Raw genomic sequence first — 26,885 nt, forward strand, 5'->3', positions numbered from 1 at the left:
GATAAACGGATGCCGGATGTGAAATTCGTGTATACTAAGGGTATATACGTATATAGGAAGTTCTTGGATTGTACGAATATAAAACATCCGGGCTTAAAGGACAAGCCGGTTTGAGGTGAAATTATTTGAATTTGATTACAGAGGCAGAGCTGCTCGCATTTATGCGGGAGACGGCGTATAAACCGATGACCTATCAGGAGTTGGAGGAGCATTTTCAGATTACGGATGCTTCCGAGTTCAAGGAATTCCTGAAGATGCTGAATCGGCTCGAGCAGGAAGGGCAAATCATCCTGACCCGGACGAACCGCTACGGCGTGCCGGAGCGGATGGATCTGGTCCGGGGACGGCTTCAGGCCCACGCGAAAGGCTTCGCGTTCCTGATCCCCGATGACCGGGAGCATCCCGACGTTTATATTCACGCAAACGATTTGAAGAGCGCGATGAACGGCGATACGGTCCTGGTGCGGATCAGTTCCAAGAGCGCGGGCGGCGGCAAGCTCGAGGGCGAGGTTGTGCGGATCGTAAAACGGGCGATCACCCAGGTGGTCGGGGTGTTCCAGCACAACGAGACCTACGGGTTCGTGATTCCGGACGACAAGCGGATCAACCGGGACATCTTTGTGCCGCAGGAGGCTTTTGGCGGCGCCGTGGACGGGGAGAAGGTCGTCGCCCGGATCGTTAATTATCCGGAAGGCCGCTCCGCCGCGGAGGGTGAAGTCATCGAGATCCTCGGACATAAGGATGACCCGGGCGTCGATATTTTGTCGATCATCCGCAAGCACCAACTGCCGGAGGCGTTCCCCGACGAAGTCATGGCGGAGGCGCAGCAGGCGCCCGACGTGATCGAGGAGGCGGAAATCGCCAAGCAGGGGCGGCGCGATCTTCGCGAGAAAATCATCGTGACGATCGACGGCGAAGACGCCAAGGATCTCGATGACGCGGTCAACGTGGAGCGGCTGCCGAACGGGCATATCCGGCTGGGCGTCCATATAGCGGACGTCGGCTACTATGTGCGCGAAGGCTCCAAGCTGGACCAGGAGGCGTACAACCGCGGCTGCAGCGTGTATCTGGTCGACCGGGTCATTCCAATGCTGCCGCACCGGCTGTCGAACGGTATCTGTTCGCTGAATCCGAAGGTGGACCGCTTTACGCTGTCTTGCGAAATGGAATTCAACGACCAGATGAAGGTCGTGAAGCATGATATTTTTACGAGCGTGATTCGCACGACGGAGCGGATGACCTATACCAATGTGCGCAAAATCCTCCAAGAAGAGGATCCCGAAGTAACGGAGCGTTACAGCCATCTGGTTGAGACGTTCCAGCTTATGCGCGAGCTGGCCTTGAAGCTGCGGGCCAACCGGATGCGCCGGGGCGCCGTCGACTTCGACTTTGAAGAGTCGAAGGTCATCGTGGACGAAAACGGCAAGCCGGTCGATATCGTGAAGCGCGAGCGTTCGATCGCGGAGCAGATTATCGAGGAGTTCATGCTGGCGGCGAACGAAACGGTGGCGGAGCATTTTCACTGGTTGAAGGTGCCGTTCATCTACCGGATTCACGAAGATCCCGACCAGGAGAAGCTGATGAACTTTATGGCTTTCGTAGCCAACTTCGGCTACACCGTCAAGGGCGGGAAAGGCAATAAGGTGCATCCTCGGGCCCTGCAGACGCTGCTGGAGGATATCCACGGCACGAAGGAGCAGACGGTCATCAGCACGATGATGCTCCGTTCCATGAGACAGGCGAAGTACGATGCCGAGAGCACTGGCCACTTCGGCCTGGCGGCGGAGTTCTACACGCATTTCACGTCGCCGATCCGCCGGTACCCGGACCTTGTGATCCACCGGATCATCCGGGAGGTCATCGAACACGGCGGAGCCCTGCCGGAGCAGCGGATGGAGTATCTCGCCAGCCGCATGCAGGAAATCGCGCAGCAATCGTCGGAGCGGGAGCGGGTGGCCGTGGAGGCCGAGCGGGATACGGAACAGCTCAAAAAAGCGGAGTTCATGCTGGATAAGGTCGGGGAAGAATTCCCCGGTATTATCAGCAGCGTAACGAGCTTCGGGATGTTCATCGAGCTGGAGAACACGGTTGAGGGGCTCATCCGTCTCAGCACGATGACGGATGATTATTACCACTTCCATGAGCAGCATATGGCCTTGATCGGCGAGCGGACGTCGCGGATCTTCCGGATCGGCGACGAGGTGAAAATCCGCGTAGCCCGCGTCAATATGGACGACCACACGATCGACTTCGAGTTGGTCGACATGAAGCCGCGCCGCCGGGAAGGCGGAAACGGCGGCGCCGGGTTTGAGGGCGCGGCCGGGCGCGGCGGCAAGCGGGGCAAGGGCAAGGGCGGCGGCGGTGCCGGTGCCGGCAAGCCCGGGAAAGGCGCCGCGATGGTGGCGGCGCCTGGAGGCGGCGGCAAACGCGGCAAGCGCGCCGCCCGCGGCGGAAGCGACACGGCCGGGGGCGGCGGGGCCGCTCCGGCCGTGAGCTTCGGGTTTGGCTCCGGCAAGGGCGGCTACGCCGCCGGGCCGGCCTCGCTGAGCCGCGACTCCGGAGGCTATCGCTCCTCAGGAGAAGGCAGCGGCTCAGGATCGGGCTCGCGGCGCAAAAAGACGTCCGCGAGCGGCATCTTCATCGGCGCGGGCGGCGCTGGCGCCGACGAGGGCGGAGCGTCCCCGCGCAAGAAGCGGGGCGGCAAAGGAAAGAGCAAGGGCGGCGGTAACGGAACCGCGGCATTCGTCCGCAAGAAGAAAAAGTAAGGCAAACACAGGCCGGGGACTCCGTCATCATTGCGGAGCCTCCGGCCTTTGATGTATCACAGGTTTTTATCCCTCCCCGTATCTTCAGATTTTCTTTAGATCTATCCCCGTAAAATCCTTAGATTTTTTCGTTACTATTTTTTCAACCAGAAACAAAACGAAGAGAAAACAGGATCAGGTATAATGGGGTGTAGTCGTTGTATACACCTGTCGTAAAAAGGATACGCTTTAACTGGACTGCGGCGGGATCCAAAGGAGGTACCGTATCATGAACACCGTACTTGTCGTAGACGACGATTCAGAGATTCGGGATGTCATCCACGTATATTTGCGAAATGAAGGATACCATGTCATAGAGGCTGCGGATGGCCTGGAAGCGCTGAATGTCATTAAAAAAACGCCCGTTCATCTGGTCATCCTGGACGTCATGATGCCGCGAATGGATGGGATTAAGGCGTGCATTCAAATTAGGGAAATCTCGAACACTCCCATTATCATGCTATCGGCCAAGGAAGAGGATATGGACAAAATTACGGGTCTTATGACCGGAGCGGACGATTACATGATAAAACCCTTTAATCCGTTGGAATTGCTCGCTCGAGTAAAAGCGCAATTACGGCGGCAGTCCTTAATGGGAAAGGAAGAATTCAATTCTCTCATCATTATCAAAGATTTAATTATTGATAAGGCCAAGCATTCCGTTACTTTAAAAGGAAACCACATATCACTGACCCCTTTGGAGTTCTCCATTCTGGAGTTGCTGGCAAGCCACCCCGGCCAGGTATTTAGCTCCGAAAAGATTTACGAAAGCGTGTGGAGAGAGCCGTATGGATATTCGGACAATACAGTAATGGTTCACATTCGTAATTTGCGGGAGAAAATAGAAGAATCTCCAAGGGACCCGAATTACATCAAAACAGTCTGGGGAGTGGGCTATAAAATTGACTGAGCGATTTTTCAAACAAAGAAGAAAAAAAGCATCCGGTTACATATCTTATCCCACTTCGTTTTAAGTTCCCTGATTGCGATTTTTACCACATCCACAGTCTCCAGGGTTTTCTTCATGCTCGATCGTGAAAAATTCGAATTATACATGCCCTATCTTATGACTCCGCTGTTTATCGCCATCTTTATTTTATCTTTCTATACATTGACCCGGCGAATTTCAAAGATTTGGTTACTTTAGAGCGGGGTCACGGGCATTTTCCCATGACTTGCGTACGCCGCTTACAAGTATTATCGGCTATATAGAGCTCTTAAGAACCAACTCGTTCCGAAATGAAGAGGAATATACGCGGTTTGTTCAAAACACTTATAACAAGGTGGTTCATCTAAAAAAATGCTCGATGATCTGTTTGAATATACCCGGCTTACTTCGGTCGAAACCCGGTTGGATCTGAAGAAGATCGATATATTCCAGCTTCTCGATCAATTGCTTTTTGAGTTTGAACCGATCGCTCAAGAAAGCGGCATCCATATTATCGAGTTGCATGGCGGAACCTTAACCCTCCATCATACAAACAACCTATTTAAATTTACACTTACTTTGCCGCTCGAAGGAGCCCCGGCATCGGCCAACCCGGTCTGGGATCCGTGATATTATGCAAGTTTCCGCTTGTGATATATATCTGTTTGTCCACATTTAGATGGACACTTTCTAGATTTGTCCTCGAGGGAGAGACCGTGATGGACTGTTCGTACTAGAAGAAGATGGCTAACCGCATCTTACAAAAAAACATGGGTGCTCGCTTTTCGAGAGTGATCACCCATGTTTTTTATTTGGGCTTTAGCCAGTTGAGCTCGCGAGGCGTGCGAAAGAAAAAACACCTGCTATGCGGGTGGTGTAGTGATGCTTATAGCAAAAACCACCTGGTCGTTATAATACGAGTGTTCAAGCTACGATGTATACCGAAAGGAAAAGGTGGCTTAATGGCTAATGGAAGTGATATGTCACATACAAAGAGGCGCCTAGTGTGCTTGCTTCCAAACTTCCAGCTCCAAAAAGATGCAAATCTGCAGGTATTTAAGCCGATCCCCGAGGGGAAAACGAAAAAAGATGCAAATCTGCAGGAATTTCCAGCGATTTTATAGAAACGAGCCGGTTTCGTCGAAAAGTCCTGCAGATTTGCAGGAATTTGGAAATTTTGAGTCCAAACAGGAAAAAAGCATGCAGATATGCAGGAATTCTATGTTACCAAGGTTGTCTGACAGGGCACTAGTGATAATCGCCCCCCCTTCAGGGGGAGGCAAAAGCGGCAACGGCATAGTAGCTTGAACGTAGTGAAAGCTAGCGCCTTTAGACACGAGCCGGTAATAATGGCTTATAGTCTTAGAGCAAACCACCCGTTCTCACGGGTAGTTTTGATTTTAACCTATGCTTAGGCTCCCTGCGGAGAGGACTCGCCGATGGCAACCGCCGGGGCGGGACTTTCGGTTTCCAATTGGGCCAGGCGCTTCAGGAGTTTTTTGAGCATGACGGAGGCCTTGACCTGCAGGGGGAGGCTGTCGGCGACATGGATGTCATAGGCTCCGCTGGCGATGGCCTGCTTAAGTTCAGCTACGCTGCCGCACGGATGGTTTAGCTCGTTGAACACGCTGCCGTACTGCAGGCACTGGTGGGTGTCGCTGCCCGCGGTCACCGGCTTGCCGAGTGCGGCCGCAAAACGCTCGACCCGCTCGCGGTTGGCCTCGCTGCCGTATTCGTACATGTCCTTGGCGTTCAGGTCGAAGGCGTCAAGGCGCCGGAGTTCGGCGGGATCCAAGTGATGAAGCGGCGTGGATGCGCGGAACGGATGCGCCCCGATTTTGAGCAGCGGATAGGCCTCGGCTAAGGTCAGAAGGTCGGCAAAAGGGATGAAGCGGCCTTTTTCCGTGTAGGGCTCGAGGTGTCGCCGGGCTTCCAAAATATGCTCTTTACGCCCGATCAGCAGGATGTGGCCGGTCTCGCGGATATCCACTTCCATTCCGGGGAAGATTTTCAGGGAGCCGGCTTCATAATACTCCCCGTTGTAAGGGTACATCCGATCCAGATTTTCGTAGACCTCGAAAAAACGGCGTGTGTTGAAATGTTCGGTCAAGGCTACGGCGTCCAGCCCGTTCGCTACCGCTTCGCGGATCATTTCTTCGTAATAGGCGGTTGAGAAATCGCTCGCCTTGGACAGTTTGGCGTGAGTATGCAGGTCGATTCGCATGAATTAACACTCCTTAGGTGAGGTTGATTAGTTTTTTTCTCTCTGCTGCTTTCGGGGTCCGCTTTGCTCGGGTTGCCTTTTGGAACAAGTATTCTTTAGGGCGATTTTTTCCCTGATAGGGGCCTTGCGGGCACTGGCGTTACACTAAACCTGATAGGGTGCTGCCTTATCCGCAATCTCTCTTAAAGGCAGCTATGATAGCGGCGTTTTGGGCTGCTATTTCGTCCGGATTCGCTTTTTGGGGAAAAATAGCGGCTAAAAAGGGCCTTATTTCTCTGGTGCGAGCCCAAAAATCGGTTTTCGGCCCACTTTTCCCTAAAATAAGGCCCCAAATGACCGCTATTTCTCATCGAAGAGCCAAATTCGACAAAATAGCGCCGCAAATGGCCCTTATTTACTCGCCCGGCTTCAAAGAGAGGTGGTTACGGGCCGCTATTTTGTTTTCAAAGTCCTGGATGGCCATGATAACGGTCTTTTCGGCCGTTATTGGCCAGGTCGAGCCGAGAGCCGGACCGGGTTGCGGGCCAAGGGTCTGAGATAGGGACAGGGGCCGGCCCGGAAAGCGGCGGGACTAGCCCCCCCCCTCTGGCCTACCCGAACCAGAACAGCACCGCCACGTACGCGGCCGAGCCGGACAGGAACAGTACGTCCCGGGTTTGGAAACGGAGGTGCGAGAGCTTCAGTTTTTTGGCGGCCGGGTTTTTGAGGCCGTAGGAGAAGCCGCGCGTCTCCAGGGCTTCCACGGTGGTGCGGGACCGCTTGGCGGTGGCCAGCATCAGCGGGAAGAAGGCGTAGACCAGCAGCTTCAAATAGTAGGCACCCTTGCGCCAGTACAGCAGCCCCGGATGTTCGGGGGCTTTGCCGCGCAGCCGGTAGGACAGCAGCACATTGCGGAACTCCTCGAACAGCACGGGGAGAATCCGGTAGCCGTAGGACAGGCTGAACGAAAAGGCGGCGGGGACGCCGAGCGCGAGCAGGCCGTCGCTGATTTTTTCCGGGTCCATGCCGGAGAAGACGGTGATGCTGGCCAGGGACACGACCGACAACTTGAGCGTCAGTTTCAGCAGCGGCAGGGCGGAGGAGATATCTCCGCCAAAAAACAGCGAGATCACAAACAGCCAGCCCACCTGCCCGATCAGGCCGAGGCAGAGGACGAAGATGATGAACGGCGTGACGCGCGACAGGATCGTCGTGACGACCATAAACAGGCACATGCCGGCCAGGACGAGCAGGCTGTTGACGAACCAGGGCATGATGGCGAAAAAAAGGTACCAGATCAGCAGTCCCCGCGGATCGAGCCGGGACAGGGAGGCGTGGCCGCTGCCGTACGCCGTGTTCATCAGTTCGAGCTGGATCCGGTCCAGCGACAGCTTGTTAAACCAGTTGCGGACGAGCTCCATGGGAAGGGGCCTCCTTTTCTGCGAGTATGCGGTGCAAGCGGTCCGCCAGCTCTTGCGGTGCGGCGCACGGCGGCCGAAGCCCGAGCCCGGCCGAGAGCTCCATGCTCTGCGTCAGGGCCAGGCCGGCGCGGCGGATCAGCTCGGGGTCGGCGAACACCTCGGCCGCTGTCCCGTCGGCCGCCACGCGTCCCTCGTGCAGGACGATGACGCGCGTGGCCCAACCGGCGACGAGCTGCATGTCATGCGTGGCGATGAGGACGGTGCGCACATGCCGCTCCAGCTCCCGCAGCGTGCCGAGCAGCTCCTCGCGGGTGGCCAGGTCGAGGTTGGCCGTCGGCTCGTCGAGCAGCATCACCGCGGGGCGGACGGCCGCGCCGATCGCGAGCGAGACGCGGCGCTGCTGCCCGCCGCTGAGCAGGCGGGCGTCGCGGTCCTGCAGCTCTTCCAGGCGGAAGCTGCGGAGCATGGTTTCCACGGTGGCCCCGGCGTCGGGGTAACCGCGTTTTTTGAGGCAGTACGCGACTTCTTTGCGTACGCTGTCTTCAATAAACATGTCTTCGGGATTCTGAAAGACGAAGGCGACATGTTTGGACAGTTCCTCGACGGACGTGCTGCGCGTGTCGAGGCCAAGGACATCGACGGAGCCGCCGGACGGCCTGGCGATCCCCGCGATTAGGCGCAGCAGGGAGGATTTGCCGGCGCCGTTGTTGCCGACCAGCGCGACGCGTTCGCCCTCGGCGATGTCCAGGGTCAGGCCGCGAAGAACGGTGTGCTCCGCTTTGCGGAGCGTCCGGTAGTTGAGCGCGGCCTGGCTCAGGCGGATCACCGCCGCGGGCGGGCGCTGGTCCGGTTTGGGCTCGGCGGGCCCGCCGACGGGATTGCGGGCCGTGGGGGCCGCGCTGATCGCGTCGCGTACGACGGTGGCATCGATCGCATCGATCGCATCAGCCGCATCGGCCGCATCGATGGTGCCGATAGCCCCGAATGTGCCTGCTTCTGTCGACCCGATATCCCGGGTATCCCCGGTTGCGCGGCTCCTATCGTCCGCTTCGCCTATCGGCCCCTCCAGCAGGCCGCCGAAATGGCGCAGCGCCTCTCCGGTGGTCACCGGGTAGAGGGGCTGCGCGGCCGTGCCCCGCAGCGCCGCCAACCGGGCCGCGGCCTGGGTCGCCTCAGGCGGCTGGATGCCGAGGCGCGCCAGATCGTCGAGGCGGTTGAGCGCCTCGGTGACCGGCAGCTTCCACAGCACGCGGCCCTGCTCCATCAGGCAGACGTCCCGGCAGTAATCGGCGATAAACTCCGTATGATGCTCGATGACGATGACCGTCTTGCCGTGGATGCGGTTAAGCCGCCGCAGCACTTCATAGACCTGGCGCGCATGCCGGGGATCGAGCTGGGACACCGGCTCGTCGACGACGAGGATGTCCGGCTCGAGCGCCAGGGCGCCGGCCAGGGCGAGGAGATGTTTCTGCCCGCCGCTGAGCTCCCAGATGAAGCGGGAGGCCAGCGGGGCGAGGCCGCACAGATCCAGCGCGCGGAGGGCCCGCTCCCGGTAATCCGGGAGCCCGTAATTCAGCGGCGCGAAGCAGGCCTCGTCCAGCACGGTGGGCCGGACGAGCTGGTTCTCGAAGTCCTGGTAGACATAGCCGACTTTGCGGGAGAGCTCGGCGACGCTTTGGCCTTGGGACGGGACGCCGCCCAACTTCACTTCCCCCTCGAAATCTCCCGAGTAATAATGCGGGATCAGCCCGTTAAACAGCTTGCACAGCGTCGATTTGCCGCAGCCGTTGCCGCCGATGATGGCGGTGAAGCTGCCGGGGGCGACGCTCAAGTTCGCTCCGTTCAGCACCGGCTGCTCGGAGCCGGGATAGGTAAACGACACGCCGATGATTTCAATGGCCGGGGATTCGGTTTTTTCGGGCATGGCGCTTGCCGGAAGAGACCGATGTTCATTAGGCATGAGGCACGCCTCCGGTGTCGCCGGCTTGGGCGGCGGCGCGGGCTTTTTTGGCGCGCATCGCCAGGAGTACGATGATCGCAACGACGGCCGCCGCGCCGATGCTCAGCCAGATCGCGCCGTCGCCCAGCTGTTCGGCGAAGCCGCTGTCCCACTCCCCGAAATTCCAGTCCGTTTCGGACAGGGATTCGGCGCCGAAGGCGACCAAAGCAAGCAGGGTGCCCGTCAGGACCAGCTTGGGTGACACGACACCGGCTGCTTCGTATCGGGTGCTTTTTTCGCGGGGCTTGATGCCGAGCAGGGGTTCTATTTTTCCATAGAGTCGGGGTACCAGATACAGCGTCGGAAGCAGGGCGAACAAAATCCCGGAAAACAGCACGTCATTCAGAAAGCTCACGCCTTCGACGAGCACGACGCTCTCGGCCAGGCCGGGCACGGCTTCGAATTCTTCCACGCCGATCCAGACTTTGCCGATGTCGACCAGGCTGCTGCACAGCTGATGGATGATGACGCCCGTCATGACGGCGATCCCGACCTGGGTGCGGTTTTGCGGATTGCGGACGATGCGGCCCGCGACGTACATGGCGAACGAGAAGGTGAGGAATTTCTCCAGCTCGCCGAGACCGCCGAACTGCCCGAGCATCAGCTCGCCGAAAATGACTTCGCCCAACGCCGCGCCGACGGCCGCATAGAACGGATGGAACAGCATGCACAGCGTCAATGGGATAAAGGCAAAGTATTCGACGGACAGTTCGATCGGACCCAACTGCAGGGAAGGGATCAGCTCGGTGAACATGTTGGACAAGCCGTACAGGGACATGGACAGCACGAAGATCATCATTTTTTGCGATGAGGTCAGGGTGTAGAGCGACTTGCGGCTCATGGGGGGGACGCCTCCTTGGACTTGAATTTGTTCTTAAGTGTAGAGGAGGAGTATTAAAAGAATAGCGGCATTGTGTCAACGAGGTGTAATAATTTTTACATAATGAAAACAGTGAAAAAAAACTTACATAACAAAGCTCTGCTAAGCTGGGGAAAGAACATGGGAAAAAGAACGCGGAGAGGAATGAATCGTCATGAACCGAATCGCCATGGATCTGAATCGGAAACCCGGATTTCCCGATAAAAAAAAGTTCTCGCCCGGGCAGTTGAAAATCGCCGATTTCATCGAGCGCAACCCGGAAGAGGTGCTGTTTATGACGGAGCAGGAGATCGCCGACAGGCTGGGGACCAGCATTGCCACGGTTTCGCGGTTTTGGCGGGCGGCGGGCTACGAGAACGGCAAGGAGTTCAAGCTGAAGCTGCGCTCCGCTTTCGATACGACGCCGGCGCTGAAGTTGGAGACGACGATCTCGAAGCTCGACCCTTCCAGTCTGCCGTTAAAAATGCTGGAGCAGGCCACGATGCACTTGCGCGAAACGGCGGAAAAAACGGAGCCGGAAGAGCTTCAGCGCGCCGCCTCCTTAATGGCCGGGGCCCGGCGGATTTACGTCTATGCTCCCGGTCCGTCGGTGGCTTTGGGCGAGCTCTTGTCTTACCGGCTGTCGCGCTTCGGCATGTCGGTGCGGATGATGGCGGCCAGCGGGCATGAGGTGCTGGAATCGCTTGCGCATGTGCAGCGGGACGATGTGGTGGTGCTGTTTCATTTTACGCGGTTGCTGCCCGAAACCGAGGTGATCCTGGACTGCGTGAAGCGGACCAACTGCTCCGCTGTGATGATTACGGACCGGGAGGAGTTTCGATACGGCGTGCCGGTGGATGCGGCTTTTTACGTCAGCCGGGGGGAGATGGGAGAGTTCCACTCTATGGTAACCCCGCTGCTGCTGGTGGAGGAGATGATCCTGAGCATCGGCCTGCTGAACCGGGACAAGGTATTGTCCAAGTTGGAAGTTTTGGGCGAGCTGCGCAAGCGTTACGCCGACAAGCTGCCGCGCGGGAAGGTTTGAGCCGGTTCTAGCATCGTTTATGCTTACGGCTTTCCGCAAATCCCGTAGAAGAACAGATGCACCATCCCTTCCAAAAACCCGTTCAAATCCCCGCTATGCTGGGCCATCTCCAGGATGGTTTCATACTGGTTCATATAGAGCTGAATGAAGGCCAGCACGTGCTCCACCGCGACATTGGGGGAGATTTCGCCGCTGGCTTTTCCCTCTTCCAGGATGCGGATCATGACTGGGATGGCGATCTCCTGGTACAGATTTTCGATATACTGGGCCAGTTCCCGATCGTCGAGAATGAGTTCCTTCATCAGGCCGGGAGGGAGCTCGCGGTAAGCCTCTTTTTCCATAAAAATAATATGTTCGATCTTCTCCCGCAGCGTATGCTCTCCGTTCATGTAGTCCTCAAACTCGCGGATCGCGTTGTCCACGAATTGGATGAATACTTCGCGCAGCAGGGCTTCTTTGCTCCCGAAATAGACCTTCGAGCGCCCGGAGGACGCGGAAGCGTTCTTGGGCCGGCTTGTCGGTGGAATCCCGGGAAGGCCCGCGGGGTCGGGTCGCGGTCCAGGGCGACTACGACCGGTTCATGGCGGAGACGGCGAAGTACCGGGTGCGCAATATCGATATTTTTACACAGAACCTGGAGGACATCTTCATGAATTATTATGACCGGAAGGGGACGGAACTATGAATATCGTGCTGTACAAACAGATGCTGAAGGTTTATATGAAGAGCTTTACGAATTACGCGGTGGGCTCCGCTTTCTATATCTTGCTGATGTTCTGGCTGTACCCCGGCATTGCGAAAAATACCGGCGCCATCGACCAACTGGTGAATTCCATGCCGGAAGGGGTGGGCCGGGCGTTCGGGTTAAGCGGATTCGGCACGGCGGAATCGTTCATTTCGGGCGAGTATTACGGCCTGATTCTGATCCTGCTGCTGGCGATCGTGTGCGTGCAGTTGTCCACGCAGTTGATGGCGAAGCTGGTGGATCAAGGGGGCATGGCCTATCTGCTGTCTACGCCGACGACGCGGGCGAAGGTGGCCTTGATGCAGGCGGCCGTGCTGACGACCGGGCTGTTCCTGATCCTGGCGGTGACGACGCTGGCCGGGTTTGCGGGGAGCGCGTGGTTTTTGCGAGGAGATTATCCGCTGGATACGTCGCGTTTCACGGTATTGAACGCGGGGGCGTTCCTGTTGTTTTTTGCGATCGGGGGGATTGCGTTCCTGGTGTCGGCGCTGTCGAATGACGAGAAAAAGGCGGCAGGCTTGTCGGGCCTGATCACCTTCGGCTTCTTCAGCCTGGATCTGGTCGGCAAGTTCAGCGAAGATTTGGAGTGGCTGCGGTATTTTACGATTTTTACGCTGTATAAGCCAAGTGAGATCATCAACGGGACGGTGGATTTGAGCTCCAGCTTTAGTGTGCTGGCCGCCGTGGGCCTGATCGCGTTCGCTTTGGCCGTCGCGCTGTTCCGAAAACGGGATTTGCCCTTGTAAATCAAGGGCGTTCCTTGATTTTAGGCGGCGGAGTTGCTACAATTAAAGTCTGGCACGATGATGCGATATCGTGAAAGGTTAATTATCGTTGAGGGATGATGAGGAGGATGAACCATGGCGAAGAAAAATGACGGCAAGGTGCTGGCCCAGAACAAAAAAGCTTCCCATGACTATTTCATCGAGGATACGTACGAAGCGGGCATGGTGCTGACCGGGACCGAGATCAAGTCGATCCGGAACGCCCGGGTGAACATCGGCGACGCGTTCGCGACGATCCGAAACGGCGAAATTCACATCCACAACATGCACATCAGCCCGTTTGAGCAAGGGAACCGACACAACCCGACCGATCCAACCCGGACGCGCAAGCTGTTGATGCACAAAGCGCAGATCAACAAGCTGCTGGGCTTGTCCAAGCAGGAAGGGTACTCAATCGTGCCGCTGAAGATCTACATCAAGAACGGCTACGCCAAGCTGCTCCTCGGCCTCGGTAAAGGGAAGAAGCAGTACGACAAGCGCGACGCCGCCGCCAAACGCGATGCCCAGCGCGACATTCAGCGCGTGCTGCGGGAGAAGCAGAAGGTGGCGCGGTAAGAGCAAGGCCGAAAGTGAGTGCGGGAGTATCGTCAGCGGAGTGTACTTTTGCCAGACGTACCAGCAACTTATGAAGCAGAGTATTGCAGAGTATGATATACTAATTGATGTAAGCAGCGTATTGCTGTTTATATAATAAGTAAGGAAATACCGTCATTAAATGATGACGGAAGCAAGGTTTGGTTTTATTGCTCCTTTGCTTGAAGCTGACCGATTGAACCGGGACGGCGGACCGCAGGACTTTTTATTGCGGGGGCGTTTTTGGATTCGACGGGGGTAGATCGAGCATGGGTAGCGGGTAGTGGGGACGCGTCCGCTTTATCAACGCTAAAGCCAATTAAACGGCAAACAAAACAACAACTTAGCTTTCGCAGCTTAATAACCTGCGTGCTAGCTCTATCTCTGCATCGCCCATGTGCCGGGAATAGGGCCCAACTTTAGTGGGATACGCTGTCTAGTCTCCGCCTGCGGCTAGCTGAAGAAGACAATCAGGCTGACCCGAAGGGAATCCGGTGACGGGGAGTCTCTAGGGTGACATCAAAACTGTCACTACACCCGTAGAAGCCTATGTGGCGTTGCCTTCGGACAGGGGTTCGACTCCCCTCGCCTCCATATGTAGCACGAGAAAAAGCGACCTTAATCGGTCGCTTTTTGCTGTAAAGTTATGTTTATACAGATAAGAAGAACAGCCTTTTATTCTTGAAGATAACTTTCATGTGACGAATAGACAGTGGTCTTTAATAATTGAAGCCATCTCTTGAAAATGAAAACGATGATTGACCATATCTACAGTAAAATCCTCGGCTTTTTTTGCATCCATTTTAAAGTGTAGACCATTATACCGCAAGAATATTACCAATGCTGTAAAAGCAGTTCGTTTATTTGCATTATGGAATGGATGATTTTGACCCAGTGATTCAAATAAAGCCGCCGCTTTCTCGAAGATCGTAGGATAAGCTTCATCGCCAAATACAGAAGTTTGAGGTCGATGGACTGCTGATTCAAGCAATCCCGGTTCTTTAACTCCTAATAGTTCACCTGGACTGTAACGTTGTATCATTGCAACATTAATGGCTATGACTTCTTGAACAGATAAAAATCGAGTTGAAGTCATCTATCTTTGAGACCTTTCAGTGTTTGATCATATGCCTCAATAACATCTGACAAAGTACTCATGAAGTCTGGACTAACTCCTTCTGGTAATGAAACTTTTGTTGATTTCTTAATAATAATTTCTCCGGATTCCGGATTAACATCTATGTTGACGATATCGCCTTGATCCAGTCCAATTTGCTTCAAAGCGTCCGTCATGGTTATGCCTAAGCTGTTTCCGAATTTGGTCACTTTTCGTTCCATTTCAAACATCCTATTCATAGAAATTCCCTCCTTATCATCATATTCAATCGTTATAACAATTATACAGTTATAAAGGTTAATCTCAACCTGTTTGCTAGCCCTATTTTTGCTTCGACCATGTGGCTTTTTTATTGTGTATAATAAACAACAATGAACAGTAAGCATTGAGGGAGGTCCATGTTATGGCAGTAGATCGGGAACAGCTTCAGAATATCCTTAAGAAGGCCAATCAGCGTGCTCGTCAACAAGCCAAGCAATCCGGAGCATCCCTTTACTATATAAAAAACAACAGACGTATTCGCGAAGATGCGAGTGGCAATAAATTCGAAATCTTTTTCGATTCCCAAGGAAAACGATGGAGCGGGAGTATCGGGAATAAGGGATAAAGTAAGCAATTAGTATACTAAAATTTAATACACTCTATTGTAGGCGAACGAGGTACAAAAATCAGACAGTGAGTAACTTTCTACTCACTGTCTGATTCTTTTTACGACCATTGACGACGGTTAGCCGCCAGGCAACTGCCTATTGATTGACACGGGCTGAGGCCTGGCGAGTAAGGCCAGGCCTGTGGTCTTAATCTTCGATTGCCTGATAAACCAGGGTCCAGAAGTCGTGGATAAGATGCGCCGGGTCCGGGGTGGACATCCCCATCTGCGTGAGCAGGATGCCGGTGAGCTGTTTGTCCGGGTCGGCGTACGCCGTGGTGCCGCTCCCGCCGTCCCAGCCGAATTGACCGACGGAAGCATAGTCGCCGAGGTAGGTGCGTACGGCCATCCCGAAGCCCCAGCCGCCGTGCTGCCCTTGGCCATACGATAAATGGACGTTATTTTTGGCCAAGTCGTCTCGGAATGCTTGTTGTTCGGGCGTGAGGCGGTTTGTGGTCATCAACTGAACGGCGGGCCGGGACAGGATTCGTTTGGTACCGTGCATCCCTTGGTTCAGCAGCATTTGTAAAAACGCGTGATAGTCGTCGACGGTCGAGAGCAGCCCGCCGCCCCCCGCTTCGAACGCGGGAGGCTTGCTGTAGCGTCCCCCTGCGGCTTCATCCCAGACGATGAACTCTCCGGTCTGCGGATCGAGCATGTAGGCAGGGGGTAGCCGGTCAATTTTGTCTTCGGGCACGTAGAAGCCGGTACCTTTCATCCCGAGCGGGTCAAGGATACGTTCGCGCAGGAACGTCCCGAAAGTCTGACCCGTGACTCGGGCAACGAGCACGCCAAGCACTTCGTTGCTGAGGTGGTACTGCCATCGCTCTCCGGGCTGGTAGCTCAGCGGGAGGGTACCCAGACGCCGCATCCACTCATCCGGCTCGGGCAACTCCTGCCCTGGCGCGTCATTTAATCCATTCTCGAAGACTGCGTTGAGGATCGGGGAGCCCATCAACGTCAGATCTATGCCGAGCCCGAAGGTAGAGGTCAGCAGGTCCCGCACGGTGATGGGCCGCCGGGCCGGTACGGTTTCGTCCAGCGGGCCGTCGGGTCGTTTCAACACCCGGCGGTCGGCGAGTTCGGGCAGCCATTTGTCTACGGGGTCGTCCAGATGCAGCTTGCATTCGTCGAGCAGGACCATCACCGCCGCCGCCCCGACCATCTTCGAAGTGGACGCCATCCGGAAGATCGTGTCCCGGCGCATTGGCGCGCCGCCATTATGGAGCATCGTGCCGATCGCTTCAACATGCGTCTCGCCGTTCCGGCTGATGAGGGCGACGAGCCCTGGAATTTTCCCTGAATCGACATGCCTTGTCAGCACGTCGCGCATTTTCCGCAGCCCTGTTTTGGAGAAGCCGCCTTTGCTCGGTTTCATTGCATTCTCATTCATTTGATTTCCCTCACTTTACTTTTTTTTATCAATATAATTACGTTTTCTAACAAACGGCTAGAAACTGGATTCATCATTCATACCAACCGATGGTATGTATAAGTTTAAAAATATACTGCCTTTCGGCAGTTTTTTAGTTATCATCATTGACTTCTCTAGCTGACAAACGAAACAGTTCCTCGTAGCGTTGAAGCATTTCATCATCAAACAGGTCAAGCCCCAGGCCTTTCAAGATTTCGTCGAAAAATTTTACCTTGCGCAGCATCATTTCGGGCGAAGCTTGGATAACCGCCGGGTTGAGCCACAGGTTGGTGAGAATCAACAACACTTCGCTAAGCTCCCTAGGATAGTCGGTTTGGATCGAGCCGTCCCGCATCCCTTGTTCGATGATGGGCTGGATATAGACGGGTATGGCTTTTTCGATCAAGTGCTCGATCTGGGCCGCCAGCAGCTTCGGATTTCGCAAAAGATTCGGTGCCGCCGACGCCATTTCGTTCTGAGCGGGATTGCTGAGCGAGACGCGGGAAATTTTACGGAGCTTCTCCAGGCCATTCAACTCCTTGTCGTCCCGGACGCTGGACAGCATCCCGTCAACGCCTTTGAATAAATGGTCGATGACGGCCTGCATGATCTCTTCCTTCGATTTGAAGTGATGATAAATAGCCCCTTTGGTCAGCCCGCCCAATCCATTGATGATATCCTGAATGGAGGTCTGCTCGTAACCTTTCTGGATGAACAGATTAAGAGCCACGGTTAGGATTTGGTTGGTTGTTTCTTCCGGATATTTATTTCTGGCCATTTGCTCTTTCCTTTCATACATACGGTTGGTATGTATTGAATATAGCCGATCCCCTCGTTGATGTCAATCTCCAAAATCCACAACCGAGACCGGTTGTGGATTTGGATTTTTTCGAAGCAGTTACCTCAAATCAAACCCTTTACTTCTTACGTATTCCGTATAACCACCCAACGGCAGATCTTTATCCAGCATGGCGACGAACTTGCCGGACCAGCTAGCCTTTTGCTTGTTGTTCGTACGCGCGGCGTAGTATTGCTCTATTTCCCGGTCATAGCTGTCGATTTTTGCTTTAAGCTCGGGGTCGGGATCATACCGGTTTTCAAAAAACACCGCTGACCGCGGCAACCGCGGTTTCTGCTCGGGGAACTCGTCGGGAACGCCTACTGCAAGGCCGACCAAAGGAATGACGAAATCCGGCAGGCCCAGCCATTCGTCCAGCTCAGGTAGTGCCTCGTTGATTCCGCCGATCATCACGGCTCCGAGTCCCATCGATTCGGCCGCGACATTGGCATTTTGCGAGGCAAGCGCGGCACCCAGCACCGCGGTTTGATAAAAATAGGAGAAACTCAGGCCTTGGCCCATTTTCTCCTGATGGTTTGGCCCGGCGGCCAACTTGATCCGATGAAGGTCGGCACAAAATATAAAAAAGTAGCCGGACTCTGCAATCGGCGGATTGTTGGAATGTACCGCGATCTTCTTCCGCAGTTCCTGATCGGTAACGCCGATGATCGAGAACGGCTGCATATGCGCCGAAGACGGGGCCATCTGGGCGGCATCGACAATGGCTTCGATTTGTTCGCCGGTCAACGGGGTATTTTTAAACTTTCGGATGGAGCGATGCTGGCGGATGACTTGCATGACTTCATTCATTTTGGTTTCCTCCAAATGGATGGTTTTTAAAAGCTGTATGAATACCGCATTTAAATGGTTTCCATGGAAACCATAGTAACAGGAAGAAGAATCGTTGTCAAATGGTATCCGCGGAAACCATGGTATAATAAAAAGAAAAAAGGTAGGCTCGCCTTATGCCTCATATGAATGATAATTTGCTTCAACTCAAAAACCGCATTGAAAAGTCATTGTACCGGATTCTCATCAGCGAAAACGACGAGAACCAGGATCGGCTTTGGCTCATGGAGCACATCTCCGACGACCGGCTAAAAGGGCTGTTGCCCCACCTATCCATCTCGGGTCTGCACGTTTTGGACGTTATCGATACGCATGAACGCATTAAAGGCGTCGATATCGCCCGCGAGATGGGGATAACGAAAGGCGCCGTCTCCAAAATTACCCGCAAATTACTGGATCAGGGTCTGATCCGGAAAACCCAGCTGCCGGATAACCTGAAGGAAATTTACTTTTCGGTGACTCCGCTTGGCGCCGAGTTGGCCGAACTGCATCGGTTATTTCACCAACAGCAGGATCAGAAAGCGATGGAATTATTGACAAGTTACGACGCAATGTCGTTGGAAACCGTAGCGGTCTTTTTGGAGAAGCTGGCTAATCTGCGTCAGAATCGGAAGCCCTAGGCCGGCACGAATGCGAAAGGCGACCTTTAATGGTCGCTTTTTTTGCGTAGCTTCAATAGGGATCGGTTGCATTTTCTCATTCGATATGCTAAACTAACTACCGATCGTTAGTTATGCGATGGAGGGATTGCATGACGGCAAAAAAAATTATGGAAACAGCACTGCACCATTTTGCACAAAACGGCTATGAAGGTGCCTCGCTTCGCGATATTTCGGCCGCAGTGGGGATTAAAAAACCATCCATCTATAACCACTTCAAGGGCAAGGACGAATTGTTCATGGCCGTTTACCAGGATGTGGCCGCGAAGGAACTTAGCTTTGCTGAAGCGTATCTGACACCCGATAGTAAATCGACTTTTAAAACTCAACTATACGATTTTTTAATTCAGTATATGGAGCGTTACGAGAGTGAAGAGGAGACAAAATTCTTCTTGAGAATGTCTTTTTTCCCTCCGACCCATCTGAGAATGGAATCCATGAAGTTGAGTATGGGGTATATCGATAAAATGACCGACTTAGCCAAAATTCTCTTCACATCGGCTGCAAATCGCGGATCCATCCGCTTAAACGTGTCGATTGAACAGGCTACAGGCGCGTACATGGCGATTCTGGACAGTGTATTTGTTGAAATGCTTTACGGTGATAAGGAGCGCGCAAGGAAAAGGCTTGAAGCATCGTGGCATGTCTTTTGGCAGGGAATTAGATCGGGAGATTGAAACAAAACGTATTGTCTTGTACCCAATAGAATAGGTTAGGTTTTCTAGGGTTCCGCAGCTATTCTGGTCTGGTCCGAGAGAAAACCCGCAGCTTGCGCTGTGACACGGAGGGATAAAAGCCTGGGAGATCACTGTTGAACAAACAGTAATTTCCTCGGGCTTTTTTTGTGTATTGTCCAATTTAGCAAGGGCACCATAAAATAACTTTTTTTAAACAAGGAGTGTGAAAGGCATGAATAAAACCTGGTTGTCTGTCATTATTGCCGCATTATTTGAGGTGGGATGGGTCATTGGACTGAAACACGCCAGTGGAGTGTTGGAATGGGCGGCTACCGTGGCGGCTATCATCATAAGTTTTACATTAATGATCAGGGCTTCCCGCTTCCTTCCTGTGGGGACCGTTTACGCGGTCTTCGTTGGGTTGGGGACCGCCGGTACCGTCCTGGCGGACATTATTCTCTTTGGGTCCTCTGTTCAACCCGTAAAACTAATCCTGGTCGGCGTTCTCTTGTTAGGTGTAATTGGTCTCAAAATGCTGAGTAAGAAACAAGAAGGGGAGGCGAGTCATTCATGAGCTGGATGTATCTTATCATGGCGGGAATTTTTGAAATGACCGGGGTTCTTATGATGAATAAATTAAATAAAGATCGCAATGCGGTCTCGTTTCTGTTATTGGTTGCGGGATTTGGCTTGAGCTTTTTGTTTCTGTCATTGGCCATGCAGACCCTGCCGATGGGAACGGCTTATGCGGTATGGACCGGAATTGGCGCCTCCGGAGGAGCCGTCCTCGGGATGATCTTTTACGGGGAACCCAGAAACTTCTTAAGAATTTTATTTATAGCTATGGTTCTCGGTTCTGCCGTAGGGCTAAAGTTAGTTAGCTGAACTAGGTTCTACAAAAAATGAGGGTGAGGGTGCGTAAAAACATAATTATATTTGCGTACTTAGGCCTTTTGCAGCAGTTTCACAGCCATATTTCCAAATTCTGTTATAATAAAGTTTGTACATGAAACTGGCTTAATAGGCGGTCGGCTAAATCTCCCGGAAGGGAGGTGATGCTTGTGGAGATTAAAGACGCTTTGACGATCATGATCAGTTTTAGTGGGCTCATTATTGCACTGCTAACGCTCGTTGTGGCTATCGTCGTAGCGATTAATCAGAACACAAAGAAATAGACCGCCCCCCTGCAAAGGATGCGGTCTATTTCGATCGTAACACCTTAGCACAGCCGACCGCTCTTTAAAGCGGTAAGTGTACATGGAGCCGTGTATCCAGCACGGCTCTTAATTATTTTTATCATAGCATACCTGAAACTATACCTCAATGCGGTTATTCGTCCGTTTCCTAGTCTAAGGTCTAGGTTGAGACACCCCCTAAGACGGTTATGTCACGCAAATAAGGCGGATATAATGAACTTATATTTCTGAGCGTGATATATAAGGCTAAAAGGAGTGTTTGAATTTGAAGGCAGTGGAAAAGACGGACATAGCGCGGGCAGGCAAGGTGAAATGGGTGCTTTTTAATCCCAAAACCTATGCGACGATTCTCTATTTATTGCTATCGCTCCCATTAGGGGTGATTTATTTTACCATAATGGTAACTGGACTCGCACTATCCATCGCTTTAACCCCCCTATTTATCGGAATACCGCTGTTTTTTGGGGTAGCCAAGCTGTTGAATGGGATTGTGAATTTTGAGCAAAGCATGATTAGACAAATTTTAGGCTTACCTGCTCCTTCCGTTTCGTATGCCTCCAATCCGCCGTCTGAACCCGGGAAGAACTGGTTTATGCGCATGGTGAGAGGTTTTGACGGGGGGCTCTTCATTCGGAATCTGCTGCTCGTATTACTAAGATTCGTAACAGGTATTGTATTCTTTGTTATTATGGTAACGGCGATTTCACTGGGACTAGGGTTTATCGCACTCCCCGCCGTGCATATCATTTTAATGAATGAAATGAAGCTGGATATTTTAGAAAATAGCTTGTTCAGTTATTTCCATATTGATTGGACGTATAATCAGCAATATTTGCTTTACGTAGGCGTGGGTCTTGTCCTTTTCTGGGTCGCCCTGCGCATTGTGAACGGGCTGATGCAAATTCAGCGCAGAATCATGTATGTGGATGAGCCTTACCAGCGGCCGTCCGCACCCATGGAAGCTCAAATGCAGGAGCCTGTTCAGCCGCCATATTTTGAGTACACAGAGGATCTGTCCCCTCAAGGGTTGATGCAGCCGGCGCATAGAGAGCTTTAAGATAGCCGGGCCGTGGTTCGCGTCCATAGGTAAGACCAGTGAGCATGCTCTTAAAGGGCATACTCACTTTTTTTGTGCCGATTTCGGAGCTTGCTTCCCTGAGGCGGACCCGCCGATATGAACCGCAAGCATAATCGATACGTTTCCCCATTGGTTACGTCGAAGTAACTTTGTTACGAGATAGTGCCTACTTACGTAATCGCACCGATGCCCTTACAATGAGTTTGTGTTTTATGAAACCAAATTCGAAGGACGAAGGAGAGACTCGATTTATGGAACTTCAACTGGCACTGGATCTTGTGGATATAGCGGGAGCAAAGGATATCATAAATGAAGTAGCGGATTATATAGACATCGTGGAAATTGGAACCCCCGTGGTCATTAATGAAGGCTTGAGAGCCGTCAAGGAAGTGAAGCAGGCGTTCCCTTCCCTTCGGGTGTTAGCGGATTTAAAAATCATGGATGCGGGTGGCTACGAAGTCATGAAAGCCTCTGAAGCTGGAGCCGATATCATTACGGTATTAGGGGTTTCGGATGATTCCACGATTCGCGGGGCTGTAAAAGAAGCCAAGAAACAGAACACAAAAGTCATGGTCGATATGATTAACGTTAAAAACATAGAAGAGCGTGCTAAGGAGATTGACCAAATGGACGTTGATTATATCTGCGTACATTCCGGTTATGACCATCAGGCCGCGGGGATAAGCTCATTTGAGGATCTGCTTAAAATCAAGCGGGTAGTCTCCCACGCCAAGACGGCCATCGCAGGCGGCATTAAGCTCGCCACCTTGCCTCAGGTTATTGACGCCGGTCCTGATCTGGTCATTGTCGGGGGAGGCATCACCTCCGCGCAGGATAACAAGCGGGCTGTTGCGGCAGAAATGAAGCAGCTTGTCAGCCAAGCGTAGGGCAAAATGAGTACGATCGTATATGCCTCGAGTATTGTAGAGGAGCTTCGGCGGGCCGTTGATAAAATCTCAGTAAATGAGGCCGAACATCTCGTTAATTTGATTTTAAAGGCGGAAAAGGTGTTTGTGGCGGGGGCGGGCCGGTCGGGCTTGATGGGACGTGCGTTCGCCATGCGCCTCATGCATCTCGGTATTCAAGCCTATGTGGTCGGCGAAACCGTGACACCGGGCATTGGCCCTGGAGATTTATTGATTATCGGGTCGGGGTCGGGTGAGACACAGAGCCTCATAGGGATGGCAAACAAAGCCAAACATATCGGAGCGACGGTAGCCCTGGTTACGGTTCATCCGAATTCCACACTTGGACGTTTGTCTGTTACTGTGCAGCTGCCCGGTTCGGCAAAAGATTCCGAGGATAGAGAGTCTACCGCCTCCATTCAACCGATGGCTTCTCTGTTTGAACAAATGTTAATTATTTTATTGGATGCTGTCGTTCTTCGGCTGATGGATCAGATGGGAAAAAACGCGGGTCAAATGTTCGGTAGACACGCCAATTTGGAATAGCCCGTCACAGCGCCGGACAAGATAAAAAGAGCGGATAAATACGGGTTCCGTTTGGAGCTGTCCAGAAGGGCTGATTGACAGACCTTTTGGACAGTTTTATATTTTTAAGAACAAGAATGGAGGTGATGGGGGTGGCGACGGAAATTAAAGATCGTATCAACCTGTCGGAAATTAACTGCGAGAAAGAACTTACCCTTGCCGTGATCGGCGGCAAATGGAAGCTGATTATTTTATGGCACTTAGGACATGAAGGAACGAAACGCTTCGGTGAGTTGAACAAGCTAATTCCCCATATCACTAAAAAAATGCTGACCAACCAATTGCGGGAGTTAGAAGACGACCAGCTCATATCAAGGAAAGTATACTCGGAGGTCCCGCCAAGAGTAGAATACTCGCTTACGGAATACGGGATTTCCTTAATGCCTGTCTTGCAAATGATGTACGAATGGGGAAAGAACTACGGAGAGAGCGTGGTATGGAAAAAGCAATATCCAAAGTAAAAGTTGCAAATCAATTCCAGCTGTGCTATATTTATTTTATTAGAATTTCGACCTGGATCACATATTGTAGAGGGTTATGATTTTGATGTGTAACCTTGTACAATATGTGATTTTTTTTTGAAATTTGAAGGATCATGTAAAAATAAAAATATGGAGGTAATTCACCATGGAAAAAGGAACAGTAAAGTGGTTTAATGCAGACAAAGGTTTTGGTTTTATCGAGGTTGAAGGCGGGGACGACGTGTTTGTACACTTCAGCGCCATTACAGGCGACGGTTTCAAATCGCTGGACGAAGGTCAACGTGTTGAGTTTAATGTAGTACAAGGCAATCGAGGCCCACAGGCCGAGAATGTTGTTAAACTGTAAAGCTGCCTGTCAGAAAGTCCCAAACATCGTGTTGGGGCTTTTTTTTCGCTCATGATTCCAGAAGAGAAAGAGGGATGCTGCTTGTACTATTCACGGAAAAGACCGTTGATGGATCTTCCAGAAGAAATGACAGCGATATGGTCATGCACAAATGTAAAGTGCAATGGATGGATGAGGGATAACTTTGTTTTTTTAATTCAACCGATATGCGGCCAATGCAATTCCTTGATGGAAAAGAGTGAAAAAATGCTGCCTATTCTAGCTAATACAAGTCCTAATCAGACGAAGAATTGAATAGATTGAGGAAATCAGAGCTTTTCCGACTCATCGGAAAAGCTCTTTTGCATCTAAACGCTAAAATTGCGGGGCATGCCGTACTGTTAGCCGCTGTATCATCGCTATTCCACACTTTTTAACGATTCCATCATATGGATGCGTGATACTTTTCTCCGAAGCAGCAGGTTGGCGAGAAGGGTGAGCACGAAGGCGACCATAACGGCTGTCAGCATCGCGACCGGATGGAGTTGGTCGGGGATTTGCTGATGAGTGCTCGACAAGGCCTTGACAACAATGGTATACATATAGCCGCCGACCGGCAACGCTACAATGGCCGCAAAGGTGGTGAGCAGGATGTTCTCCAAAAAGATAAGTCGGTTTATTTTACGTTGGGGATAACCTAGTACCTTAAGCGTGGCCAGTTCACGGTTTCTTTCATAAATATTTATGGAAGAAATCGTGTAGATGGCACCAAAAGAGAGAACGGCGGCACAAATGATGAACATGATAAAGATAAAACTGTTTTGACTCATAATATATTGAGCCGATTTTTTTAGATCATTCTTATCCGCGATGGTATCCACCTGTTGCTCTTGTTCAAAGAAGTTGCGTACGCTGAGAAGATCTGTCGCATTATTGGCCTCCACTAGAAGTGAGGTCGGACGGAAGTCGATGCCAAGGCTCTTTAAATAAGTCGGTGTAACGTAGAACGACGGGTACGAGTATTGGTTAGAGATGTGTAAAACCTTCATGTCCACTGTTTTGTCAGCCAGCTCCGGTGCTGTGAACTTCATCCTGATGACATCCCCTTCGGCAATTCGGTAGTGTTCCGCGTAGGATTTAGGTACCACCACGCCATGGTCTTCCAAAGTGATGGGGGTGTCATTTTCGTCGAAGAAACGAATAAGCCGGTTTTCTTTTTCCGTAACGACTAACGTGGCATTTTCGCGGTCATCGCCTTTGATGAATTCCACGGGAAAGGTGGATAAATCGTAACTGTTCTTTATGCCGGCAGGCAGCCATGATGGATCCGGAGCAGCCCCCCTCGTATAATCGACTCTTAAATCGTAGGTATTTACTTCTTCAACCTGGGCAGCTACTTTTTGCAGGGCCGTTTGAGTGCCGAAAGCGGTAATCAATAAAACGGTGCTCGCCACAACCCCGACTGAGCTTGCCAACGCTTTAGGTTTATTTAGAAATATATTTCTGAAAATGAGTTTATAGCTGTAAGAAATACGGTTCCACAATCCCGGAATTCTCTCGATGAGCAGCGGTCTTGTCATCTTCTTAGGCGGTTTGGGGCGCATTAACTGTGATGCCCGTTCATGGAGTATGACCCTGCCGCTCAAGTAACAGGACAGGATTCCGAAAGCACTGGAGAAGAGAATGGGAGGAATCACGGAGAACCAGGATAAGGTGAAAGTAATGCCGGGCAGCGAATAAGCCCTTGCATTCGACGCCGCTATTAAGGGAATAAGCACTACGGAAGCCAGGACAACGCCGAGAAGGGAGCCCAAGATCCCCGCCAGCACCGGATATCCCATGTAATGCAGCAGAATATTTCTGTTTTTTACACCCAACGCCTTCATAATCCCTACTTGAGTTCGTTGTGAATCTATAATTCGCGACATGGTAAGGAATAGGATCATCGCTTCAATGATAAAGAAGACCAACGGGATGACCTTGCTCATCATTTTATTATTGTGAATCGTTTGTTGTAGTTGAGTATAGCTGAACGTCCGCTCTTTGCTAATTTGGTTTAAGTAGGGGAGGCCTTTGGACTTCTCCTCAATGGATTGGCCTAATTGGCCGAGATCGTAGCCTTCCTGCGCATCAATCAAAAGCTCGTTATAGTAAAATCCGTCTGCGATAACAGGTATGGCCTTTTCGGCTATGTAAGCTACGCCGTAGTTTTTATGGTCCTGAGTACTGTTTTTTTTGGCATATTCCACGTTCTCGCCCAAGCCGCTGACGGTAAACGTCCATTTTTTTTCACCGGTACTTACGTGGATGGGATCACCGACTTGAAGCTGATGTTCTTTGGCATAATGGGAATCAATCAAGATTTCATTTGCTCCGGATGGGAACTTGCCCTCAATCATCGTGGGGGTATTTATTTCAGGATTTGGAGGGATGGTGTGGATTCTTAAGGAGGCTTGGCTATCTTTAAAATCTTGCGTGGCATCCAGGGTGTAACGTCCTTCTATTTTGTTTATACCTTTGAGTTCGCTTAAGCCGTCCACGTCCTGATCGGAAATTTGGCTGTAGTAGACATTCAAGTCGCTTAGGTTATGTTCTTGAAAATAAACCTTCGTATAGGCGCCAAGATGCTCGCTTAGGGTCGTCAACCCCGCATAGAAAAAGGCACCCACCGCGATAATTAAAACAAAGGCGATAAATTGCCCCGTAGATTGCTTAATATCCCGTAATGATTTTATCAACAACCTCATGA

At 52.2% G+C, this 26,885-nt stretch carries 31 protein-coding genes, 1 other RNA gene and 1 riboswitch; of the genes, 21 read left to right on the forward strand and 11 right to left on the reverse strand.

Translation table 11 applies throughout. The features are described from left to right. The first annotated feature begins 131 nt into the window (after positions 1–131). The 4 genes from rnr to FRY98_RS29000 all read left to right on the forward strand — a co-directional run bounded on the left by rnr (position 132) and on the right by FRY98_RS29000 (position 4,362). A complete protein-coding gene (gene rnr / locus FRY98_RS18560) occupies positions 132–2,765 on the forward strand; it encodes a ribonuclease R (RefSeq protein WP_148455855.1) in 2,634 nt (877 codons plus the stop codon). Positions 2,766–3,033: 268 nt separating this feature from the next. Next, complete coding sequence (locus tag FRY98_RS18565; RefSeq protein WP_148454771.1) at positions 3,034–3,714, forward strand: response regulator transcription factor; 681 nt, start codon at positions 3,034–3,036, stop codon at positions 3,712–3,714. A gap of 265 nt (positions 3,715–3,979) precedes the next feature. Then, a complete protein-coding gene (locus FRY98_RS28995; RefSeq protein ID WP_249043460.1) occupies positions 3,980–4,165 on the forward strand; it encodes a histidine kinase dimerization/phospho-acceptor domain-containing protein in 186 nt (61 codons plus the stop codon). After that, complete coding sequence (locus FRY98_RS29000) at positions 4,105–4,362, forward strand: histidine kinase (protein WP_249043461.1); 258 nt, start codon at positions 4,105–4,107, stop codon at positions 4,360–4,362. The genes FRY98_RS28995 and FRY98_RS29000 overlap by 61 nt, the downstream gene beginning before the upstream one ends. 781 nt (positions 4,363–5,143) lie before the next feature. On the opposite strand, the gene FRY98_RS18575 is transcribed toward FRY98_RS29000, so the two are convergent. From FRY98_RS18575 to FRY98_RS18590, 4 genes are all read right to left on the reverse strand, one after another. Then, positions 5,144–5,956: a PHP domain-containing protein gene (locus tag FRY98_RS18575; RefSeq protein ID WP_148454773.1), complete on the reverse strand. Its 813-nt coding sequence runs from the start codon at positions 5,954–5,956 to the stop codon at positions 5,144–5,146. Positions 5,957–6,546: 590 nt separating this feature from the next. After that, positions 6,547–7,356 (reverse strand): energy-coupling factor transporter transmembrane component T family protein, encoded by an 810-nt coding sequence (locus FRY98_RS18580; RefSeq protein ID WP_148454775.1) that lies wholly within the window; start codon positions 7,354–7,356, stop codon positions 6,547–6,549. Continuing rightward, complete coding sequence (locus tag FRY98_RS18585) at positions 7,331–9,316, reverse strand: ABC transporter ATP-binding protein (RefSeq protein ID WP_420819708.1); 1,986 nt, start codon at positions 9,314–9,316, stop codon at positions 7,331–7,333. The genes FRY98_RS18580 and FRY98_RS18585 overlap by 26 nt, the downstream gene beginning before the upstream one ends. Further along, on the reverse strand, positions 9,309–10,196 hold the full coding sequence (locus FRY98_RS18590; RefSeq protein ID WP_148454777.1) for a DUF8171 family membrane protein: 888 nt from the start codon (positions 10,194–10,196) through the stop codon (positions 9,309–9,311). The genes FRY98_RS18585 and FRY98_RS18590 overlap by 8 nt, the downstream gene beginning before the upstream one ends. Before the next feature lie 193 nt (positions 10,197–10,389). Here FRY98_RS18590 and FRY98_RS18595 point away from each other — a divergent pair, with 193 nt between their 5' ends. Beyond that, a complete protein-coding gene (locus FRY98_RS18595; protein ID WP_249043462.1) occupies positions 10,390–11,259 on the forward strand; it encodes a MurR/RpiR family transcriptional regulator in 870 nt (289 codons plus the stop codon). 23 nt (positions 11,260–11,282) lie between these two features. Here FRY98_RS18595 and FRY98_RS18600 read toward each other — a convergent pair whose 3' ends face one another. After that, positions 11,283–11,681: a hypothetical protein gene (locus FRY98_RS18600; RefSeq protein ID WP_148454779.1), complete on the reverse strand. Its 399-nt coding sequence runs from the start codon at positions 11,679–11,681 to the stop codon at positions 11,283–11,285. A gap of 98 nt (positions 11,682–11,779) precedes the next feature. Here FRY98_RS18600 and FRY98_RS28470 point away from each other — a divergent pair, with 98 nt between their 5' ends. The 4 genes from FRY98_RS28470 to ssrA all read left to right on the forward strand — a co-directional run bounded on the left by FRY98_RS28470 (position 11,780) and on the right by ssrA (position 13,959). Further along, entirely contained in the window at positions 11,780–11,944 is a 165-nt protein-coding gene (locus tag FRY98_RS28470; RefSeq protein WP_170287126.1) for a hypothetical protein, read from the forward strand. Then, a complete protein-coding gene (locus FRY98_RS18605; RefSeq protein ID WP_148454781.1) occupies positions 11,941–12,750 on the forward strand; it encodes an ABC transporter permease subunit in 810 nt (269 codons plus the stop codon). Before FRY98_RS28470 ends, FRY98_RS18605 begins: the two co-directional genes overlap by 4 nt. 114 nt (positions 12,751–12,864) lie before the next feature. After that, positions 12,865–13,344, forward strand: coding sequence for an SsrA-binding protein SmpB (gene smpB, locus FRY98_RS18610; protein WP_148454783.1), 480 nt, complete (start codon positions 12,865–12,867; stop codon positions 13,342–13,344). Positions 13,345–13,595: 251 nt separating this feature from the next. Further along, positions 13,596–13,959, forward strand: a transfer-messenger RNA (tmRNA) gene (ssrA, locus tag FRY98_RS18615). A gap of 97 nt (positions 13,960–14,056) precedes the next feature. Here ssrA and FRY98_RS18620 read toward each other — a convergent pair. Then, the gene (locus tag FRY98_RS18620; protein WP_148454785.1) at positions 14,057–14,458 is read right to left on the reverse strand and encodes a type II toxin-antitoxin system death-on-curing family toxin; all 402 of its coding nucleotides are present in this window, start codon (positions 14,456–14,458) and stop codon (positions 14,057–14,059) included. Then, a complete protein-coding gene (locus FRY98_RS18625; RefSeq protein ID WP_148454787.1) occupies positions 14,455–14,718 on the reverse strand; it encodes an AbrB/MazE/SpoVT family DNA-binding domain-containing protein in 264 nt (87 codons plus the stop codon). Before FRY98_RS18625 ends, FRY98_RS18620 begins: the two co-directional genes overlap by 4 nt. A gap of 164 nt (positions 14,719–14,882) precedes the next feature. Between FRY98_RS18625 and FRY98_RS18630 the strand changes: the two genes are divergently transcribed. Next, complete coding sequence (locus tag FRY98_RS18630) at positions 14,883–15,086, forward strand: hypothetical protein (RefSeq protein WP_148454789.1); 204 nt, start codon at positions 14,883–14,885, stop codon at positions 15,084–15,086. 190 nt (positions 15,087–15,276) lie between these two features. On the opposite strand, the gene FRY98_RS18635 is transcribed toward FRY98_RS18630, so the two are convergent. From FRY98_RS18635 to FRY98_RS18645, 3 genes are all read right to left on the reverse strand, one after another. Continuing rightward, complete coding sequence (locus FRY98_RS18635; RefSeq protein ID WP_420819709.1) at positions 15,277–16,521, reverse strand: serine hydrolase domain-containing protein; 1,245 nt, start codon at positions 16,519–16,521, stop codon at positions 15,277–15,279. A 133-nt stretch (positions 16,522–16,654) separates the two neighbouring features. After that, the gene (locus FRY98_RS18640) at positions 16,655–17,320 is read right to left on the reverse strand and encodes a TetR/AcrR family transcriptional regulator (RefSeq protein WP_148454791.1); all 666 of its coding nucleotides are present in this window, start codon (positions 17,318–17,320) and stop codon (positions 16,655–16,657) included. A gap of 120 nt (positions 17,321–17,440) precedes the next feature. After that, positions 17,441–18,190, reverse strand: coding sequence for an NADPH-dependent oxidoreductase (locus tag FRY98_RS18645; protein WP_148454793.1), 750 nt, complete (start codon positions 18,188–18,190; stop codon positions 17,441–17,443). A gap of 155 nt (positions 18,191–18,345) precedes the next feature. Between FRY98_RS18645 and FRY98_RS18650 the strand changes: the two genes are divergently transcribed. From FRY98_RS18650 to FRY98_RS18695, 11 genes are all read left to right on the forward strand, one after another. Then, positions 18,346–18,849: a MarR family transcriptional regulator gene (locus FRY98_RS18650; RefSeq protein WP_148454795.1), complete on the forward strand. Its 504-nt coding sequence runs from the start codon at positions 18,346–18,348 to the stop codon at positions 18,847–18,849. A 131-nt stretch (positions 18,850–18,980) separates the two neighbouring features. After that, complete coding sequence (locus FRY98_RS18655) at positions 18,981–19,565, forward strand: TetR/AcrR family transcriptional regulator (protein WP_148454797.1); 585 nt, start codon at positions 18,981–18,983, stop codon at positions 19,563–19,565. Positions 19,566–19,598: 33 nt separating this feature from the next. After that, positions 19,599–19,694, forward strand: a riboswitch (guanidine-I (ykkC/yxkD leader). 103 nt (positions 19,695–19,797) lie between these two features. Continuing rightward, positions 19,798–20,139: a DMT family transporter gene (locus tag FRY98_RS18660; RefSeq protein WP_148454799.1), complete on the forward strand. Its 342-nt coding sequence runs from the start codon at positions 19,798–19,800 to the stop codon at positions 20,137–20,139. Next, positions 20,136–20,450, forward strand: coding sequence for a DMT family transporter (locus FRY98_RS18665; RefSeq protein WP_148454801.1), 315 nt, complete (start codon positions 20,136–20,138; stop codon positions 20,448–20,450). The genes FRY98_RS18660 and FRY98_RS18665 overlap by 4 nt, the downstream gene beginning before the upstream one ends. 170 nt (positions 20,451–20,620) lie before the next feature. Next, positions 20,621–20,740 (forward strand): putative holin-like toxin, encoded by a 120-nt coding sequence (locus FRY98_RS29005; protein WP_276508706.1) that lies wholly within the window; start codon positions 20,621–20,623, stop codon positions 20,738–20,740. Positions 20,741–21,026: 286 nt separating this feature from the next. Beyond that, complete coding sequence (locus tag FRY98_RS18670; RefSeq protein WP_148454803.1) at positions 21,027–21,818, forward strand: sensor domain-containing protein; 792 nt, start codon at positions 21,027–21,029, stop codon at positions 21,816–21,818. 272 nt (positions 21,819–22,090) lie between these two features. Beyond that, positions 22,091–22,726 (forward strand): 3-hexulose-6-phosphate synthase, encoded by a 636-nt coding sequence (gene hxlA / locus FRY98_RS18675; RefSeq protein ID WP_148454805.1) that lies wholly within the window; start codon positions 22,091–22,093, stop codon positions 22,724–22,726. Between the two features lie 6 nt (positions 22,727–22,732). Then, the gene (hxlB, locus tag FRY98_RS18680; protein ID WP_148454807.1) at positions 22,733–23,290 is read left to right on the forward strand and encodes a 6-phospho-3-hexuloisomerase; all 558 of its coding nucleotides are present in this window, start codon (positions 22,733–22,735) and stop codon (positions 23,288–23,290) included. Between the two features lie 131 nt (positions 23,291–23,421). Beyond that, complete coding sequence (locus FRY98_RS18685; protein WP_148454809.1) at positions 23,422–23,790, forward strand: winged helix-turn-helix transcriptional regulator; 369 nt, start codon at positions 23,422–23,424, stop codon at positions 23,788–23,790. A gap of 166 nt (positions 23,791–23,956) precedes the next feature. Continuing rightward, a complete protein-coding gene (locus FRY98_RS18690) occupies positions 23,957–24,157 on the forward strand; it encodes a cold-shock protein (RefSeq protein WP_148454811.1) in 201 nt (66 codons plus the stop codon). A gap of 51 nt (positions 24,158–24,208) precedes the next feature. After that, on the forward strand, positions 24,209–24,451 hold the full coding sequence (locus tag FRY98_RS18695; RefSeq protein ID WP_412066988.1) for a cold-shock protein: 243 nt from the start codon (positions 24,209–24,211) through the stop codon (positions 24,449–24,451). A 104-nt stretch (positions 24,452–24,555) separates the two neighbouring features. Here FRY98_RS18695 and FRY98_RS18700 read toward each other — a convergent pair whose 3' ends face one another. Beyond that, positions 24,556–26,883 carry an ABC transporter permease gene (locus FRY98_RS18700; RefSeq protein WP_148454813.1) on the reverse strand — a complete coding sequence of 776 codons (2,328 nt, stop codon included), beginning with the start codon at positions 26,881–26,883 and terminating at the stop codon, positions 24,556–24,558. Between the last annotated feature and the right edge of the window lie 2 nt (positions 26,884–26,885).

The organism is Paenibacillus faecis (assembly GCF_008084145.1).
Taxonomy (GTDB): Bacteria; Bacillota; Bacilli; order Paenibacillales; family Paenibacillaceae; genus Fontibacillus; species Fontibacillus faecis.

Excerpts from the sequence above, each read along its gene's own strand:
- FRY98_RS18565 (WP_148454771.1), top strand. The coding sequence starts at position 3,034 with ATGAACACCGTACTTGTCGTAGACGACGATTCAGAGATTCGGGATGTC.
- FRY98_RS29000 (WP_249043461.1), top strand. The coding sequence starts at position 4,105 with ATGCTCGATGATCTGTTTGAATATACCCGGCTTACTTCGGTCGAAACC.
- FRY98_RS18575 (WP_148454773.1), bottom strand. The coding sequence starts at position 5,956 with ATGCGAATCGACCTGCATACTCACGCCAAACTGTCCAAGGCGAGCGAT.
- FRY98_RS18580 (WP_148454775.1), bottom strand. The coding sequence starts at position 7,356 with ATGGAGCTCGTCCGCAACTGGTTTAACAAGCTGTCGCTGGACCGGATC.
- FRY98_RS18585 (WP_420819708.1), bottom strand. The coding sequence starts at position 9,316 with ATGCCTAATGAACATCGGTCTCTTCCGGCAAGCGCCATGCCCGAAAAA.
- FRY98_RS18590 (WP_148454777.1), bottom strand. The coding sequence starts at position 10,196 with ATGAGCCGCAAGTCGCTCTACACCCTGACCTCATCGCAAAAAATGATG.
- FRY98_RS18595 (WP_249043462.1), top strand. The coding sequence starts at position 10,390 with ATGAACCGAATCGCCATGGATCTGAATCGGAAACCCGGATTTCCCGAT.
- FRY98_RS18605 (WP_148454781.1), top strand. The coding sequence starts at position 11,941 with ATGAATATCGTGCTGTACAAACAGATGCTGAAGGTTTATATGAAGAGC.
- smpB (WP_148454783.1), top strand. The coding sequence starts at position 12,865 with ATGGCGAAGAAAAATGACGGCAAGGTGCTGGCCCAGAACAAAAAAGCT.
- FRY98_RS18620 (WP_148454785.1), bottom strand. The coding sequence starts at position 14,458 with ATGACTTCAACTCGATTTTTATCTGTTCAAGAAGTCATAGCCATTAAT.
- FRY98_RS18625 (WP_148454787.1), bottom strand. The coding sequence starts at position 14,718 with ATGAATAGGATGTTTGAAATGGAACGAAAAGTGACCAAATTCGGAAAC.
- FRY98_RS18630 (WP_148454789.1), top strand. The coding sequence starts at position 14,883 with ATGGCAGTAGATCGGGAACAGCTTCAGAATATCCTTAAGAAGGCCAAT.
- FRY98_RS18635 (WP_420819709.1), bottom strand. The coding sequence starts at position 16,521 with ATGAATGAGAATGCAATGAAACCGAGCAAAGGCGGCTTCTCCAAAACA.
- FRY98_RS18640 (WP_148454791.1), bottom strand. The coding sequence starts at position 17,320 with ATGGCCAGAAATAAATATCCGGAAGAAACAACCAACCAAATCCTAACC.
- FRY98_RS18645 (WP_148454793.1), bottom strand. The coding sequence starts at position 18,190 with ATGAATGAAGTCATGCAAGTCATCCGCCAGCATCGCTCCATCCGAAAG.
- FRY98_RS18650 (WP_148454795.1), top strand. The coding sequence starts at position 18,346 with ATGCCTCATATGAATGATAATTTGCTTCAACTCAAAAACCGCATTGAA.
- FRY98_RS18655 (WP_148454797.1), top strand. The coding sequence starts at position 18,981 with ATGACGGCAAAAAAAATTATGGAAACAGCACTGCACCATTTTGCACAA.
- FRY98_RS18660 (WP_148454799.1), top strand. The coding sequence starts at position 19,798 with ATGAATAAAACCTGGTTGTCTGTCATTATTGCCGCATTATTTGAGGTG.
- FRY98_RS18665 (WP_148454801.1), top strand. The coding sequence starts at position 20,136 with ATGAGCTGGATGTATCTTATCATGGCGGGAATTTTTGAAATGACCGGG.
- FRY98_RS29005 (WP_276508706.1), top strand. The coding sequence starts at position 20,621 with ATGCTTGTGGAGATTAAAGACGCTTTGACGATCATGATCAGTTTTAGT.
- hxlA (WP_148454805.1), top strand. The coding sequence starts at position 22,091 with ATGGAACTTCAACTGGCACTGGATCTTGTGGATATAGCGGGAGCAAAG.
- hxlB (WP_148454807.1), top strand. The coding sequence starts at position 22,733 with ATGAGTACGATCGTATATGCCTCGAGTATTGTAGAGGAGCTTCGGCGG.
- FRY98_RS18690 (WP_148454811.1), top strand. The coding sequence starts at position 23,957 with ATGGAAAAAGGAACAGTAAAGTGGTTTAATGCAGACAAAGGTTTTGGT.
- FRY98_RS18695 (WP_412066988.1), top strand. The coding sequence starts at position 24,209 with ATGATTCCAGAAGAGAAAGAGGGATGCTGCTTGTACTATTCACGGAAA.
- FRY98_RS18700 (WP_148454813.1), bottom strand. The coding sequence starts at position 26,883 with ATGAGGTTGTTGATAAAATCATTACGGGATATTAAGCAATCTACGGGG.